Genomic DNA, 16,342 nt, shown 5'->3' with positions numbered 1-16,342 from the left:
GAGATAAATAATTTACTTGGCAGAAAATACAAAAAGAAAATATAAATTGTCATTTTTATTGTGCCAATTTTCATGCAAAGTCAAAACATAGAATAAAGATCCTGACCTTTGAAAAGGAATTTTCTAGGCAGAAGGGAAGATCAGCGTCCTAGACCAAGCATCAGGCCGCTAAAATAAAAATAGGAATACACATGCAAAATAATGATCAAAACAGATCAGGATTAGGTCTGTTGCGTTATATATGGACAGAGTGGATCTCGACCTTCGTCGTGCTGGTTTTACTTTTGCTCACTTTGATTATTGGCACCGGGGAAATGATTCACGGCCAGTTGCTGCGTATGGGGGAGCGTATTTACGGCGATCCGGCAACAGGAATGCAATATTCATTTTTAAGGGCTGAGCCGACGCGTCCACAATGTGAACGCAATATTAATGTCGATCAACGCGTTCAGCAGCAGATAAAAGCCGATGCAGCCGATGATTATGCCGACTTCTTCGGGGTGCGTTCGGAAGCGGATGTCCGTGCTGCGGTGTTACAGGCACAGCAGGTCTGTGAAGAATCCTACCTGTTTTATGATAAAGCCATTCAACATGTGCAAGCACATCCAAGTATTCGGGCTTATCGGACCTTTGAAACTTCTTTCTTTGGCATCTTCAAGTTTGGTACGGAAAACCGGGCTTTGCTTCTGGTCATCATGGTGGTCTTTGCTGCGATCAGTGCCACTCTAAAAACCCATCATATTGGCTTGCGTAGCCCGAGCACGCGTATCGACTTTAAAGTTTATTCGGTCGCCATGCTGGTCGCTAATGCTTTCCTGGCATTTTCATCCTATAGCCAATATCAGTCCGTATTGAACTCGGGCGTGCCGATGGGGGAGATGAAATACATCTACTGGTTGTGGATGATTCTGTTCAGCGCACTCACCCTGATCAGCTTGTATCAGGTGATCAAACAACCAAAACCAACACGTGAGGGTGGCAGTTTTGGTCTGGCCTTTCTGAGTGTACCGCTATATGCCTATATGGCCATTACTACCGGGATAAACTTCACTTTCTTTATGGACTATCCAATGGGACAGGGGATTTACCTCGGTCAATTGGTGGAGTTTTCTAGTATCTTTCTGAATTTGGCCTTGTTTATCTGGGTCGGTATGTTGCTGAAACAGACCCGTGTCGTGGACATGTTCCTGAATATTCTGCGTCCATGGAATCTGGCCCCTGAAACCCTGACCTGGTTAATCTTGCTGGCAGCTGCATTACCGACCGCCTATACCGGAGCATCAGGGATTTTCGTAATTGCCGCAGGTGCGATTATTTACAAGGAAGTCTGGAATGCGGGCGGACGCCGTCAGTTTGCATTGGCCGCCACTGCAATGTCTGGTTCACTGGGCGTGGTTTTACGTCCTTGCTTGCTGATTGTCGTGGTGGCATCACTGAATAAAGAAGTGACCACCGACTTACTCTATCACTACGGGATTTATGTCTTCCTGCTCAGTTCGACTTTATTCCTGGTAATTTCCCTGTTCTTTGCAGAAAACAAATTCCGGATTGCTGCACCTATTGTGGCTGCTCCTCAATCCGGTCGCGCCTTCATTGCGATTATTCCATATATCGTGATTTTCATTCTGATCTGGTTATTCTATAAATATGCCTTGTCGACTGACCTGAATGAATTTACCGCACCAGTGATGATGCCAGTCATTCTGCTGATGATTGTCTTGTTCGACAAGTTGCGTCATGAACCTGCGCCGTTGCCGGCAGTGGGGCATTGGGATGAAACTTTGACCGCAACTTTAAACTCAAGATCGGCACCTGAACTGGCGACAGCCGGTGCCGCAGCCAATGCAGAATATCGTGAGGCTGAACATAGTGAACAACCAGGCAAAGAATTGGCTGTTGATCATACTGTGCAGCGTTCAAAAGCGACTGAAATTTTGCGTAATGTCGGTTTCTGGAAGTCTATGCATATTTCGACCAGTGAGACGGTGGGCCATATTGGTGCCTTGGTCATTCTGATGGCACTTTCGGTGAGTGTGGGTGGCTTGCTGGAACGTATTGAAATTATGGAAGCCTTCCCGACCGACATCAGCAGTACCATTCTGGTGATTTCCCTGATTGTCGGCTTGATGATTTTTGTCGGGATGATCATGGATCCATTTGGCGCGGTGATTCTGATCTCGGCGACCGTGGCTCCAGTGGCCTATCAATACGGCATTCATCCAGTACATTTCTGGATGATTACCCTGATTGGTTTTGAGCTGGGTTATGTGACGCCACCGGTTGCGCTAAATCATCTGCTGGCCAGACAGTCGATTGGCGATGCCGAAGTGGCCGAGGCGGATGCAGAAGTACGACACTTGTCTTTCTACTACCGTTATGAACGCTGGATTTTACCAGTGATAGTATTGCTGCCTGCGATGCTGATCATTGCCTATGTGCCTTATATCTTTAAGCTGTTCGGCTGGTATCAATAAGAAAAAAGCAATAAAAAAGCACTTTCGGGTGCTTTTTTATTTATTTGATTTAAATTCGTTAATCAAATTTTGGATGAATTCAGGCGTTTTTGCAGAATTGGACTACACAGTAGAATCGCACAGAAAATCAGCCCCAGCCCAATCAGGCTATAAAGGTCCGGAACTTCCTGCCAGAACAGAAAGCCCCACATGCCGGCAAAGAAAATCGCCACATAGTTGACCGGTCCAATCTATCCTGCCGGAGCCAGCTTGTAGGCATTTGACATAAACAATTGGCTGAAATTGGCCAGGATGCCGGCAGTAATCAGATAGCTGAGTTCTGTCAGGGTATAAGGTCGCCATAGCCAGAACATCGGAATCACTGAAATCAGGGTGCCAATAAAGCAGAAATAAAACACGATTTTTTCCGGAGACTCAGTTTTAGTCAGTGCCCGAACCGTGACAAAGGCCACCGCCGCCAGAAAGCTGGCACTCAAGCCAATGACCGACATCAGGTTAATTAGACCCGAATCTGGTTTGGCGACACAGAGTACGCCGATGAAACCAATCAGAGCTGCGGCTAACATGCTTGTGGTGATTTTTTCCTTGAGAAATAGCCAGGCAATCAAAGGAATAAAAATCGGGGAAGAGTAGGTAAAGACCATGGCATTGGAGAGTTTTAAATGCGCGATGGCATAGAAAAAGCCGTACATGGCAGTCAGGCCGACCACTGCGCGCCAAGTGTGCATCCATAGTTTTTCAGTTTTGAAAAAACCAATGCCTTTATTGAAAATGAAAGGCAGGAAAATAAACAGCCCAACAAAATTGCGAAAGAAAACCACGGTAGCATTATCAACTGTTGTTGAGGCATAACGGATACAGACGCCCATGACTGAAAAGAGAAAAGCAGAGCAGGTCAGTAACAGAATGGCTTTAAGCAGATGCGGAGCGGCTGGGGCAGACATGGAAACAACTGAGCTAGAAGATCTGACGATATTCTAGCTGAAATGCTGTCGAGATTTACTGGCTTTGAGCAAGTTGTGCTTCAAGTAACTTGATCTGTTCCTCTTTCAGTTGGATCAACTGGTCGGCATCGCTATGCTGCGCATCCAGTGTGGCTTTTTGTTCATTGAGCTGAACTTGGATGTCATCTAATTTAGCCACTTCTTCTTTGGCCAAACTGGCATTCTCCGGCACTGGTGCATCTAACAGCTCATCTGATACCAGTGCTTTAGCTTCGATCGTCTCAGGTGCTTTCGCTGCCGCCGTATCTTCTTCAGTTTTCGCCGCAGGTTTTGCTGCCGGAACAGCCGCGATATCTTCCTGATGTATGCGTTCCGCTTCACCGGAAGAGGCATTCAACCACTGATATAGCAATACCAATGCAACGACAGTAACTAAAGCCCCCATAATCCCCATTAAAAGTTTGGGGTTATTTCTTTGTTCTACTGACATAGCTTGAACCTTGATTTTTATTTTACTGAACGAGGTTTAAACTGAATCACGCCAACTTCATCTGGAACAGCTGGTGTTTCTGGTTGATCAACATGTGTGGGACGATTTTCTTCATAACCACATTCAATACATTCGATCCATTCATCTTCACCAGAGGTCAGCATGACGACGCGATCTAACGCCTGACATTTTGGACATTTTGCGCCTGCAATGAAACGACGTTTAATGGTCATCATACTCACCTTGTGATCAACTTAAAAAGCTAGTTTAAGCGTTTTTAGAGGGGTTCGTCCAACCTTGATGACGCAGCAACGCATCTATTTTTGGCTCGCGTCCGCGGAAATTGATAAATGCGTCAAGTGCTGTGTCTTTTCCGCCAACTGCGAGGATATTTTCCCGAAACTGCTTTCCGGTAGTGGTATTAAAAATACCTTCATCTTCAAAGCGGTCAAAGGCATCACTGGCCAAAACTTCGGCCCATTTATAGGAATAATATCCTGCTGCATAACCACCGGCAAAAATGTGACTGAAGCTGTGCTGGAAACGGTTATAGTCGGTGGTCGGTAGGACCGCATACTTTTCACGAATCTCATTCAGAGTAGCCTGAACCTGTGTTGCATTTAAAGCCGGATTGGCTCGGTGAATACTCAGGTCAAACAGGGCAAATTCAAGCTGACGCAGGGTTTGCATGCCAGACTGGAAGAAACGTGCATCGAGCAGGGCCTTGAGCAGTTCAGCCGGCAAGGATTCTTGGGTTTCGATGTGCTCGCTGAGCAGATCTAGACTTTCCTGATCCCATGCCCAGAATTCCATAAACTGGCTTGGCAGCTCAACGGCATCCCACGCCACGCCATGGGTACCTGCTACCGCAATATTGTCCACTTCTGTCAGCATATGATGCAGGCCATGACCAAATTCATGGAACAGGGTAATCACTTCATCATGAGTCAGCAGTGCAGGGCGATTACCGACGGGTGGAGTAAAGTTACCGACCATATAACAAATCGGTTTTTGCAAGCCATCACTGGTCTGCATACGGGAACGGAAACCGCTCATCCATGCACCGCCACGTTTGCCCTGACGTGCATATAGATCAAAATAGAAACCGCCAATCACCTGACCCTGATCTTCTAATTCAAAATAACGTGCATCCGGATGCCATACAGGCGCTTCACGTTCAATCACCTGAATGCCATACAGACGATTAACAATACTGAACAGGCCTTGCAGGATTTTCGGTGCAGGGAAGTAAGGTTTAAGCGCTTCCTGTGACAAATTAAATTGCTGCATTTTCAGCTTTTCAGAATAATAGCCACTGTCCCACGGTTGTAGGTCACGGATGCCATCTTCAGCAGCAATCGCTTTCAGTTCAGCAATTTCCTGTTCTGCTGGTGCGCGGGCATGCTCTGCCAGATCACGCAAAAATTCGTCTACTGCCTCTACACTCGGTGCCATTTTACTGGCTAAGGACAATTCCGCATAATTATTAAAGCCAAGCAGTTTTGCCATTTCCAGACGCAGACTGAGGATTTCTTCGATCAATGCAGTATTGTCAAACTCGCTCTGTTCAGCCTGATCTGACGCGCGGGTAGTATAAGCTTTATAGAGTTCTTCACGCAGAGGACGATTTTCTGAATGGGTCATGATCGCCAGATAAGACGGGAAATCCAGCGTAGCCACCGGTTGATCCAGTTCACGTTGCTGACCATATTGTTTTAACAGCTCAATATTACTGGTAGATAGACCCGCTAACTCATCTTCATTTAGCGGTCTGAAATAGGCCTGAGTCGCATCTAGCACATGGTTGGAGAAGTCGGAAGATAATTGGGACAGACGTGCCGAAATTTCCGCATAACGTTTTTTCGCTTCACCCTCTAACGCCACCCCAGACAGTTTGAAGTCACGTAAGGCCAGTTTAATGGCGCTTCGCTGCGCTGCCGGCAGTTCATTATAAATCGACGCATCATAAATATGCTGATAGGTCTGATAGAGCGCCGTATGTTGACCCAGTTGCGTATAATATTCGCTAAGACCCGGTAAAAGTGCTTGATAGACATCACGGGTTTCGGCATTGTTCATCACGGCATTTAAATGCGACAGGATGCCCCAAGACTCACTCATATTGTTTTCAAGCGTGTCGACATGTTCCAGTGTAGTCAGCTGCTCCTGTACTGAAGTAGGTGTTTCGGTGAGTTCATTTAGGAACTTTTGCCCCTCAGCAATACAGCTTTCAATCTTTTGTTTTAGCTCAGCCAGCGTAATCTGATCAAATTGCGGAACAGGCAAAGTTGCCTTTTCTAAAGTCATGTCGGTCTGCCAAATTAATTTTCAGTGTTAGTTCTAGAAGTAAGGCTTCTTGATCGAGAAATCAAGCTTGACCGGTGATTTATTCTGAAGCAGGAGGTATCGAGATTTATTCAATCTCGTTCACAATGATGTCCAAGCTACTTTTACTAATGTTGAGTTATAGTTCAACTGATTGGTGTTGCTCGCTGAAACTCCGAAACAGATAGTTTAAGAATAGGCAGAATTCCATAGTCTGTTTCAAAGAAATAGGAAATATGTCTTTGCAGATCTTTGAATTTCACTGCTTGAGTGTAGATCAAAATAGGAGGCAGTTTTCCTGTCAGTTTTGTTTAGAAATAGGGAAGGTACCTGATCAGACTGATCTAAGTTGATGATTCGATGCGGTAAGTATTTTTACTCTAATCGTATTTATTCTGGATAAGGTTTAAAAGAAAAAAGAGCGCCGTAGCGCTCTTTTTAAACCATCAAAAATTATTCAGTCTTGGCTTTTGCATTCGACTTTTTCTTTTTGACCTTGGCCTTTTTCTTTACTTTATCTTTAACCTTTGCTTCAGACTTTCCTGCAGATGGTTTAGCAGACTTTTTACTGTAAGAGCTGGGTTTTCCTTTTCCTTTTTTGCGTCGTATGGGCTGTTCTCCATCGGCGCTCAGGTTGGATTTAGATTCACGTTCATTGTTGCCGAACACTTCTTCTGTCGCGGCTGGACGTGATACTGGTTTTTTCTCACTTACGCGTGGTGCACGGGCACGAACTGCACGGCCAGCATGGCTGAGTTGTTGCACCAGTTCAAAGTCGATCTTGCGCTCTTCCAGATTTACACCGGCAACCTTGATTTTGACTTCATCGCCCAGCCCAAAGACCTGACCACGGTTCTGGCCGATCAGATTCTGGCTGCTTTGATCAAAGACGAAGAAGTCGTCGCCTAGCTGGCTGACATGCACCATACCATCGACATACAGGTCTTTTAACGTTACAAACAGGCCGAATTCTGCCGTCGCACTGATGATACCGATAAATTCTTCGCCCAGATGCTGCTGCATATAATGGCATTTCAACCAGGTCGTCACCGAACGTGATGCTTCATCTGCACGACGTTCTGTCGCTGAGAAATGGTCACCAGCTTCATCTAAAGCACCCCCTGAAAGTGGAGATGGCTTGTTATTTAAATGCGCTTTGATTGCGCGATGCAATAACAAATCCGGATAACGGCGAATTGGTGAAGTGAAATGTGTATAGGCTTCATAAGCCAGACCATAATGGCCTGCATTACTCGCGCCATAATAAGCCTGCATCATGGAGCGTAATAACACCGCATGAATACTTGGTGCATCAATCCGTTCTTTGGTCGCTTCAATCACCGCCTGATAATCTTTCTGAGTCGGCTGTTCCGGGAAATTCAAACCCAGCAGCTTGACGAAGTCACGGACTTTCTGGATACGTGAGAACTCTGGTGGCTCATGCACACGGTACAACATTGGCATTTCATTTTTCAATGCATATTCTGCGGCTGCCACGTTGGCCAGCAACATACACTCTTCAATCAGCTTATGCGCATCATTACGGCTGCGTGGAAGAATTTCTTTAATTCCGCCCAGTTCGTCGAAGGTCATGTAAGTTTCAACAGTTTCAAATTCCATGGCATGGCGTTCAGCACGTAAACTTTTAAGAACTTGATAAAGTTGGAACAGGGTGTTGATCGACTTGCGAACTTCGCGATCTTCGGTAATCGCCTGGCTGTCACCTTCCAGATACTGTGCGACCTGATCATAGGTCAAACGTGCCTTGGAATGCATGACAGACGGATAGAACTCAAAACCGGTGACTCGGCCAGCACGTGACAGTTTTAAATCACAGACCATACATAGGCGGTCAACGTTCGGATTTAACGAACACAGGCCATTCGACAATGCTTCAGGCAGCATCGGTAAAACGAAGTGCGGGAAGTAGACTGACGTCCCGCGTTCCTGCGCTTCATCATCTAGCGGTTTGCCTGGACGTACATAATGGCTGACATCGGCAATGGCCACGACCACACGATAGCCACCACCCGGACGTTTTTCGGCATAAACGGCATCATCAAAGTCACGTGCATCTTCACCATCAATGGTGACCAAGGCTAAATCACGTAGATCCACACGACCTTCACGGTCTTTGGCCGTTGGCTCTTTAAAGCTCTCGGCTTCTTTAACCACTTCTTCCGGGAATTCATAAGGCAAACCATATTCTAAAATGGTTTGTGGAATAATGATTTCAGTATCGGCCTTGTCTGCCATGGACTGCACAATATGTCCAGTCGCGAATTCTTCACGGGTCGGATAGGTATCAATCGCCACACGAATAGAGTCACCCAGATTAGCCTGGGCATGTTCGATCAGTTCTTTTTCAAGGGTGATTGGCTGATGCGCATTTGGGTTGGCTGGCTGGATAAAGTATTCACCATCATATTCTGACACTTTACCAATGATCTGTTTGACACGATGCTGCACAACTTCAGTAATATAGCCCCAGGCTTTACCTTTACGGTCTACCGAAGTCTGACGCACTTTAACGCGGTCACCATTAAAGACCAGGCGCAGTTCACGCTCAGCCAATAATAAGTCGTCCTGGCCGGAAATGTTGGCAGTTCCCATCCCCCGGGAATTGATATAAACCGTCGCTTCGGATTCAGGTTGCTCGACGGCAATCTGAAACTTGTAGCCGTCTTTCATCAGTTGCCCGTCACGCACCATCGCAATTAAACGATGGCTTAGGGCATCAATACTTTTTTGATCTGCAATTTCAAAATGTTCGACCAGGTCTGCATGGGACTGGGCATTGTTCTTTTCGATGGTTTCTAAAATGAGCGTGCGGCTAGGGATAGGGTTGTCATAACGTTCGGCTTCAGCTTTTGCTTCAGGATCGACCCAGTTTTTCATCATGTCTTTAAATTTATCTTAGGAGATAGGTTTAGCATAAAACATGTGTGCGCAGACTGCACGTAAATGATTGCAATAATCCATTTAAGTTTTCAATTTTCTGTTAATTTTCGATAACTGGAAATTTATGCAGTTTTTTTGCCATCAAAATGCACGAAAAATCGAGGAATTGCTTAAAAAGTATTTAAACGAGCAAAAATATGCACTTTTTTTTGATGCTGCGCTTGCAGTGCCATGCCGAAATTTGTATTATGGCCGCACGTTACGGTGAGATGGGTGAGTGGCTGAAACCACGTCCCTGCTAAGGACGCATACGGGTAACTGTATCGAGGGTTCGAATCCCTCTCTCACCGCCACGCTTACTTATGTCGCGCGCTCATAGCTCAGCTGGATAGAGCACTTGGCTACGAACTAAGGGGTCGGGAGTTCGAATCTCTCTGAGCGCACCAAGTAAGTTAAGCAAAAAAACGTATTGCCAACCTAGGCACACAAGTTACGCGCTCATAGCTCAGCTGGATAGAGCACTTGGCTACGAACTAAGGGGTCGGGAGTTCGAATCTCTCTGAGCGCACCAACTTGAACAATTAACCGCACATGTTGCGGTTTTTTTGTGTCTAAAATTTACAGAAACACCAGACATTACATGCTAAAAATAAGTCTCAGGCGAGTGAATAAAAATAAAGGCAGTCGTGATGAGAAAAATCATTGTCCAGGAGTTTTTGACCCTCGATGGCGTGATGCAGGGGCCCGGCGGCCCAGAAGAAGATATATCTGGTGGCTTTCAATATGGTGGCTGGGTGGCGCCGTATTTTAATGCGGAACCTGATCCGGCATTTGATGTCATTATACAAAAATGGATGCAGCCCTCCGATATTCTTTTAGGGAAACATACTTTTCAGATTTTTGAATCTTACTGGCCCACACATACTGAAGACTGGCCGGGAATCAATGACGTCAATAAATATATTCTTTCTACTAGTCTGGAGCATTCCGACTGGCAAAATACCCTTTTTCTGAAAAGCATTGATGAGATAATCAATCTTAAAGCATCGGGAGAGGGGGATATTCGCGTGTATGGTAGTGCTGCAGTGGTACAGACACTTTTCAAATATGAGCTTGTGGACGAACTTCGTCTGCTGACTTTTCCAATTATACTCGGTGTTGGCAAAGGCCTGTTTAGCCATGAATCAATACCCGCCGCTTTTCAATTGATAGATCATCTGGCCAGCTCAAATGGTATTGTGTTTACGCATTATCAAAGGGCAGGAGAAGTAAAGACTGGAACAATAGGCGAGTGATAAAGTGTACAAGGATGATGGTCGTTTTATATTTGAATTCTATTCTGGCTGAATACCTGGTTAAGAATACTTAAGGCTGACCCATTGCGTAGTGATGGAATTTTTGGAAAATACAAGCCTCTTGATTGAATTAATTAAGTGTTTTTAGCTCTAAATCCGCAGAAATTTTCAGCAGAAAACTATAAATTTTGATACATCGTTTAATTACTGTACATTCAGTTGTGATTTTATTAAAAAACACTTAACAAGACTGAAAAAGCTCGTATAATGCACCCCATCAAGACGTCGCGCTCATAGCTCAGCTGGATAGAGCACTTGGCTACGAACTAAGGGGTCGGGAGTTCGAATCTCTCTGAGCGCACCAATCTTGATAAGAATTCTGAAAAAACCGCACGTTGATGCGGTTTTTTTACGTCTGTGATTTTTAACTATTTTTCATATAAAAAACCAATAACTCTCTGCTTCCTGCTCATCTTAATTTCTGCTGCACTTTCAGTGCATAAACGGTATTACCACCCACTGCTGGTAAAATATCATGATAGGGCATGCTACGCATGGCTCTTAATAAGAACGACGCCTGATCGTGAATTTTCATGCTGCTGGTAATTTGAAATAAGGTACCTTGTGACTGCGGCAATAAGCGCATGCCACCTTTTACAAACTTCAAGTCGCCACCATTGGCATTAAACTGGTTTTGCAGGGAATCAGGCTGGTAAAAACGCATCTTGAAATTAAATGGAATTTGAATCACACCCAAACCCACCGACACCTTATAGTTGGCATCTATATTCTGAGTATTGACCGAATTGAGTTCGACTTTCTTGATCTGCCGGGGGAAAAGTTGCTGGGTTGCTTCAGCAGCCAACCACGGCCGCAATTTTTCGACCGGATGCGCAAAATATTGATAGGTGCTGCTAAATCTTAAATTTTCTGAGGCTTTTCCTTCTTTAATCTGATAGTTCGGCAAAATGAAACTGACTGGTTGGCCAGATTTTTGGCTGATCTGGGCAATTTTTTGTAGCTGTTGAGGGTTGAATCTCATCTGCGGAATTGGAGTTGCTAGTGCCGCTGTATGATCGGTTTCAAAGCGCTGTTGTAGTGCTTCCAGTAGAAATGCATTGGTACTCGGCGGAATGCCGAGTTTGGCTTCAGGCAGCGCATTCAGGATTTTACTGAATAAAAAGCCTTTGGGCTGATTCAGGTCGCCCCATTGGGTGACAGTCACCAGCGTTTTATGCGGACCCAGTGCAAACCATTCCAGTTTTCCCGCACCATAGGGAATTGGCGCATCAATAATTAAGGTGCTGATGCTGTTTTCACCCAGATGATGCTGCATCACTACGGTTTCTTTAAAGTTCAAGACTGGAATCGGGGTCGGGATATGAACCTGATATTTAACCTGCTGAATCGAACCCTGCTGCTCCAGCACTTTGGCCGACTTTAAGGTCGGAAACAGGCCGACATAATTCGGATAATGGCGCAGCAATTTTTCGACCTGAGCTTCAGCTACCGGTAATACCACAGCCGCACTATAAAACTGTGTCTTGCTGGCTGCATTACTGTTTAAGGTGGGAAGCTGGGTTTTACTGGTTGGATGCGCATAAATCAGAATCCGCTCGCCGGTTAATTCTGCCAGTTGCTGGGCATTGCCTTGATAAGCACTCAGACTGCTTGGTATTTCGGCATTCCAGGGAATAATCTTGGCCAGTGCTGGGACAGAAACTGCCAAACAAACACCGATGAGCATGCATTGCTTTAATTCTTTCATTCAACATCCTGTTGCGTATTTTTTGTTTTAATTGCTGTTTATTTAAAACCAAATGCACGTATTTCCAAAGCAAAGTTATGTAATTGATGCGACAGGCCATAAGCGCTATGGATATTTTGGTATAGTATTGGGCAAGATTTTATTTTTGATGTGATGCTATGACTGAGTCAGCACCGACTTTATCGACCCGTTATTTTCTGACTTTAGAAGAATCTCAGGATGGTTTTGCCCTGGCAACGTTTGGTAAAAAGCAGATTTCACGTTTTCTGACGCCTCTGGTCAGTATCGGGATCATCGTCTGGGGTTTCTCGATGGGCTTTGATGGCGTTGGACGTTATTACGTGGCTTTGGGTGCATTCTTCCTGATACTGCAAGGCATCATGCGTTACTGGTTCCTGCCGATGATGTTTAAACGCCAGTTTGTTAAATATCAGTTTGGTAAAAGCGAACAGGGTATTGATTTGTATCAGGACTATGCGGAAATTTTTACCAATGATCGTAGCAAGCTGGTGCCATATAGCGAAGTGCAGAATTTTGCTGTTGGTAAACTGACTTATATGCTGGAATTGAAAAACCGTACCGTGGTTATTGTGCCGAAGCGTGCATTTAAGGACGGCACTGAACAGAGTATGTTCGAGCATACATTTAAAAAATAATTCAGATATCTATAAAAGGAAAAGGGAAGTTTTGATCATGAGCACACGTCCATCCAAAATCGTTTGTGTGGGTCGCAGTTATGCCGATCATGCCAAAGAACTCGGCAATGCGATCCCTGATCGTCCGGTATTGTTTATCAAGCCACCGAGTGCCTTAAGTTCGCTCGAAGCAGGCATTGAGTGGAATCCGGAATGGGGCAATTGCCATTATGAATGTGAACTGAGTTTGCGTATTGACCGGACTTTAAGCAAAGAAAGCGATCCTGTGAAAGCACTTGAAGCTGTGGGTGCGGTGACTTTAGGTCTGGACTTAACTTTGCGTGATTTACAGGATGATCTCAAGAAAAAAGGCCAGCCTTGGGAACGTGCCAAAGCCTTTGATGGCTCTTGTCTGTTGTCGGATTGGGTACCTGTCGCCGATGTAGTCACTGACTGGAAAGATGTGCATTACACACTGCAAGTCAATGATGAGCTACGTCAAAAAGGTGATACCGCTTTATTGATATTTGATATTGCGACCTTGCTGGCTGACATCAGTCAGGTCTTTACTTTGGAAGAAGGCGATGTGGTGATGACCGGTACCCCGGCAGGCGTTGCGGCATTGCATTCAGGCGATCAACTGAAAATGACGCTGAAGGGGCAGTCTCAGGATTATGTCTGGACGACTTTTGTGAAATAACCAAGATTTTAAATTAAAGGAGCCAATGGGCTCCTTTTTCATATGCATCATTTTATTCATTAACAGTATAACGCTTGCGAAACTGATCTGGGGTGCTTCCCATCCAGCGTTTAAACATGCTGATAAATGCCGAGGCATTGGCATAGCCCAGATCAAAGGCAATGCTCTCGACACTATGCGCTGCATTTAATAAAGACATGGCCTGCATCACTTTCAGGTGTTGCCGCCATTCATGTAGTGACATTCCCAATTCTTTCTGGCTGTATCGGGCTAGCGTCCGCTCGGTTAAATTGACGCGTTCGGCCAGTTGCTGCAGCGAGCTCTGATCTGCCGGATGCTGATGTAAATAATCTAAAATCTGTTTCAGCAATGCATGTTCTGAATGCGGTAGATAACTGCTGACCAGTTGGGCTTGCTGGAGCTGATCAAGCAGCACCTGTAGCAGACGCTGATATTCAGCTGAATTCTCGAATCCCGGATGATCTTGCTGATGTAGTTGTTTCAGGTGGGTAAATAAAGCAGTGACCAAGGGGGCGCTGAGCAGGATGCCCGGTTGAGTGGGCAGTTGGCTACAAAGTGATTCATGCACATACAGAGTGCCATGAGAAACTGCGGTACGGTTCAGACCACGATGCTCTAAATTCGGTGGGAGCCAGATGCCGTGAGGTGAAGGCGTCACATAATTTATATGATTAATATTCACTTCCATCACGCCATGAAAAGCATAGACAAATTCTCCCCAGGCATGGCCATGTAGCGGATAAACAGATTGCGCAGGATCTTCCCTGAAACTGATCCACAGAGGTGCTTTAATCAGATCATGGGTCGGAAGTTGCTTGAGCGAAGCTGAATCTGCTTGGATTTTTTTATGCATCACCGAAATTGCCTGAATAACACCATCATTTGTCTGTTTTGAAGTATATCTTTTATTTCTGACACTTTTATAGTGTACCTTCCAAATGAGCAACAGGACCGTATGTGAGCCAGCGTCAGGCATTAGATGCCAAAGCATCTGCCATCATGTTTGTATTGTGTATGTTGTGGGGTTTACAACAGGTGGTACTGAAGTGGGCCGCGAATGATATTTCAGCCCTGATGCAAATTGCCTTGCGTTCAGCCTTGTCTGCGCTGATGGTTTATCCCCTGATTCAGCAGAGCGTGCGCCGTCAACTCTGGAATGCACGCTATTTACCTGCAGGATTACTAGTCGGTGTGTTGTTTGCAACCGAATTCTATCTGATTGGTGAGGCACTGCGTTATACCTCAGCCTCGCATACGATTGTTTTACTTTATACCGCGCCGATTTTTGTGGCTTTGGGTTTACACTGGAAATTGCCGGCAGAGCGTTTGTCTTCTGTGCAATGGGGCGGAATATTTCTTGCCTTTAGCGGAATTGTAGTCAGCTTTCTGTTACGTCCACAGACAGAATCAACTTTACAAACTGATGCCTTGTGGGGAGATTTTCTGGCTTTGCTTGGCGGCGTATTCTGGGCAGCCACCACAGTCAGTGTACGTCTGAGCCGGCTGGCTGAAGCACCTGCAACCCAGACTTTGTTCTATCAATTATTGATAGGTGGAATGCTGTTATTGCCTCTGGCTGTTCTGACTGGACAAGCAGCCATTCAATGGACGGTGTTGTCTATTTCCAGTCTGGTTTTTCATACCGTGCTGATTTCCTTTGCCAGTTATCTGATCTGGTTCTGGATGCTGAAGCATTATCTGGCATCGCGTCTAGGGGTATTTTCCTTTTTGACCCCTGTATTCGGCATGCTGTTCGGCATACTGATTCTGGATGAACATATCGAAATCAATTTTATTATCGGCACCTGTATGGTCATGCTGGGTGTGATTCTAGTGAGTTTGCAGGGATGGCTGAAAAAACCGAATATCAATAAAAGCATTCAAGAGCAAGCATGAAAATCTGGTCTGTAAATTTAGCGACCTGGATTGGTCTGTCTTCTATTCTGATCTGCGCCAGTCTGGTCGCCGTAGTGAAACTGATTACTGAATCCACCAGTGCAGTGCAGGGGATTGCTTTAATTTATAGTTTTAGCAGTCTGGCGATTTTTGCGTTCACCGGCTTTCCAAAAATCATGCAAATGTCCAAGCGTTATCTGCTCGGTTGTGGCGCTTTATTTGTGGCTTATGAGATTCTATTTCTGGTTGCTGTGGCATGGTCGGATAATCGTGAACAGGTGATGCTGATTGCCATGATCAATTATCTGTGGCCACCCTTGATGATTGTTTTTTCGATTTTTGCCCGACAGTTGCAGGCCCGCCTCTGGGTGATTCCAGGCTTTCTGCTCGCTGTGATGGGACTGATGCTGGTGGTCAATCCAGAAATCACTAATCTGCCGAAGTTTATGCAGGCTTTAGCTGAAAATCCTTGGGCCTATGGCTTTGCCTTTCTCGGCGCTTTGTTGTGGCCTTGCTACTGCGTTCTAACTAGGACCTATGGCCGCGGACAAAATGGTGTACCGATTTTCTTTTTGGTCGCTGTAATTAGCTTATGGTTCTTACATTTAGGATTAAACGAACCTTTTATCATGCCCACATTCAAGCTATGGTTGGGAATTGCAGTGGTGGGTAGTCTGATTGGCATCGCCTATAGTAACTGGAATCAGAGTATGCAGTTCGGCAATATCAAGGTGCTGATTTTAGCCACCTATTTTATGCCGATTCTTTCTTCGGTCATGTCAATGCTGATTCTGGATGTCAGACCCGAACTCAGTTTTTGGATCGGGACGGGTTTGGTGACTGCAGGCGCTATAGTCTGCTGGAAATCTACCGCTATCAGTTAAAAAAATCCT

12 protein-coding genes, 4 tRNA genes and 1 pseudogene are annotated in these 16,342 nt (G+C 45.3%); 10 read left to right on the top strand and 7 right to left on the bottom strand.

The genetic code is table 11. From position 1 onward, the window contains the following. The first annotated feature begins 191 nt into the window (after window positions 1–191). Entirely contained in the window at window positions 192–2,474 is a 2,283-nt protein-coding gene (locus AC13CK_RS06770) for a TRAP transporter large permease subunit (RefSeq protein ID WP_425879503.1), read from the top strand. 62 nt (window positions 2,475–2,536) lie between these two features. Here AC13CK_RS06770 and AC13CK_RS06765 read toward each other — a convergent pair. The 5 genes and pseudogenes from AC13CK_RS06765 to rnr all read right to left on the bottom strand — a co-directional run bounded on the left by AC13CK_RS06765 (window position 2,537) and on the right by rnr (window position 9,134). Continuing rightward, window positions 2,537–3,418, bottom strand: a pseudogene (locus AC13CK_RS06765) (DMT family transporter). Window positions 3,419–3,473: 55 nt separating this feature from the next. After that, on the bottom strand, window positions 3,474–3,908 hold the full coding sequence (locus AC13CK_RS06760; RefSeq protein WP_416711382.1) for a restriction endonuclease subunit S domain-containing protein: 435 nt from the start codon (window positions 3,906–3,908) through the stop codon (window positions 3,474–3,476). Between the two features lie 17 nt (window positions 3,909–3,925). Further along, the gene (locus AC13CK_RS06755; protein WP_171054337.1) at window positions 3,926–4,135 is read right to left on the bottom strand and encodes a YheV family putative zinc ribbon protein; all 210 of its coding nucleotides are present in this window, start codon (window positions 4,133–4,135) and stop codon (window positions 3,926–3,928) included. Between the two features lie 40 nt (window positions 4,136–4,175). Beyond that, the gene (locus AC13CK_RS06750; protein ID WP_425879546.1) at window positions 4,176–6,230 is read right to left on the bottom strand and encodes a M3 family metallopeptidase; all 2,055 of its coding nucleotides are present in this window, start codon (window positions 6,228–6,230) and stop codon (window positions 4,176–4,178) included. A 456-nt stretch (window positions 6,231–6,686) separates the two neighbouring features. Continuing rightward, on the bottom strand, window positions 6,687–9,134 hold the full coding sequence (gene rnr / locus AC13CK_RS06745; protein ID WP_425879507.1) for a ribonuclease R: 2,448 nt from the start codon (window positions 9,132–9,134) through the stop codon (window positions 6,687–6,689). 263 nt (window positions 9,135–9,397) lie between these two features. Between rnr and AC13CK_RS06740 the strand changes: the two genes are divergently transcribed. From AC13CK_RS06740 to AC13CK_RS06720, 5 genes are all read left to right on the top strand, one after another. Beyond that, window positions 9,398–9,487 (top strand) — tRNA-Ser (locus AC13CK_RS06740). A gap of 16 nt (window positions 9,488–9,503) precedes the next feature. Next, window positions 9,504–9,580: transfer RNA gene (locus AC13CK_RS06735), tRNA-Arg, on the top strand. A 48-nt stretch (window positions 9,581–9,628) separates the two neighbouring features. Continuing rightward, a tRNA-Arg gene (locus AC13CK_RS06730) sits at window positions 9,629–9,705 on the top strand. A 118-nt stretch (window positions 9,706–9,823) separates the two neighbouring features. Further along, entirely contained in the window at window positions 9,824–10,429 is a 606-nt protein-coding gene (locus tag AC13CK_RS06725; RefSeq protein WP_482831028.1) for a dihydrofolate reductase family protein, read from the top strand. A 287-nt stretch (window positions 10,430–10,716) separates the two neighbouring features. Continuing rightward, a tRNA-Arg gene (locus tag AC13CK_RS06720) sits at window positions 10,717–10,793 on the top strand. Between the two features lie 105 nt (window positions 10,794–10,898). Here the strand turns inward: AC13CK_RS06720 and AC13CK_RS06715 are convergent. Further along, window positions 10,899–12,197, bottom strand: a complete 1,299-nt coding sequence (locus tag AC13CK_RS06715; protein WP_425879510.1) for an SRPBCC family protein — start codon at window positions 12,195–12,197, stop codon at window positions 10,899–10,901. 158 nt (window positions 12,198–12,355) lie between these two features. Between AC13CK_RS06715 and AC13CK_RS06710 the strand changes: the two genes are divergently transcribed. Together AC13CK_RS06710 and AC13CK_RS06705 are read left to right on the top strand one after the other, a co-directional pair. Further along, window positions 12,356–12,853: a YcxB family protein gene (locus tag AC13CK_RS06710; protein ID WP_191111874.1), complete on the top strand. Its 498-nt coding sequence runs from the start codon at window positions 12,356–12,358 to the stop codon at window positions 12,851–12,853. A gap of 37 nt (window positions 12,854–12,890) precedes the next feature. Next, window positions 12,891–13,532, top strand: a complete 642-nt coding sequence (locus AC13CK_RS06705; protein WP_005108618.1) for a fumarylacetoacetate hydrolase family protein — start codon at window positions 12,891–12,893, stop codon at window positions 13,530–13,532. A gap of 52 nt (window positions 13,533–13,584) precedes the next feature. Here the strand turns inward: AC13CK_RS06705 and AC13CK_RS06700 are convergent, their stop codons facing one another. After that, the gene (locus AC13CK_RS06700; protein WP_482831027.1) at window positions 13,585–14,406 is read right to left on the bottom strand and encodes an AraC family transcriptional regulator; all 822 of its coding nucleotides are present in this window, start codon (window positions 14,404–14,406) and stop codon (window positions 13,585–13,587) included. Between the two features lie 104 nt (window positions 14,407–14,510). Between AC13CK_RS06700 and AC13CK_RS06695 the strand changes: the two genes are divergently transcribed. Together AC13CK_RS06695 and yddG are read left to right on the top strand one after the other, a co-directional pair. Continuing rightward, window positions 14,511–15,449 carry a DMT family transporter gene (locus tag AC13CK_RS06695; RefSeq protein ID WP_425879513.1) on the top strand — a complete coding sequence of 313 codons (939 nt, stop codon included), beginning with the start codon at window positions 14,511–14,513 and terminating at the stop codon, window positions 15,447–15,449. Continuing rightward, window positions 15,446–16,333: an aromatic amino acid DMT transporter YddG gene (gene yddG, locus AC13CK_RS06690; RefSeq protein ID WP_425879515.1), complete on the top strand. Its 888-nt coding sequence runs from the start codon at window positions 15,446–15,448 to the stop codon at window positions 16,331–16,333. Before AC13CK_RS06695 ends, yddG begins: the two co-directional genes overlap by 4 nt. Window positions 16,334–16,342: the final 9 nt, after the last annotated feature.

It is taken from the genome of Acinetobacter sp. L-24 (assembly GCF_056857555.1).
This window is presented reverse-complemented; position numbering and strand designations above follow the sequence as displayed.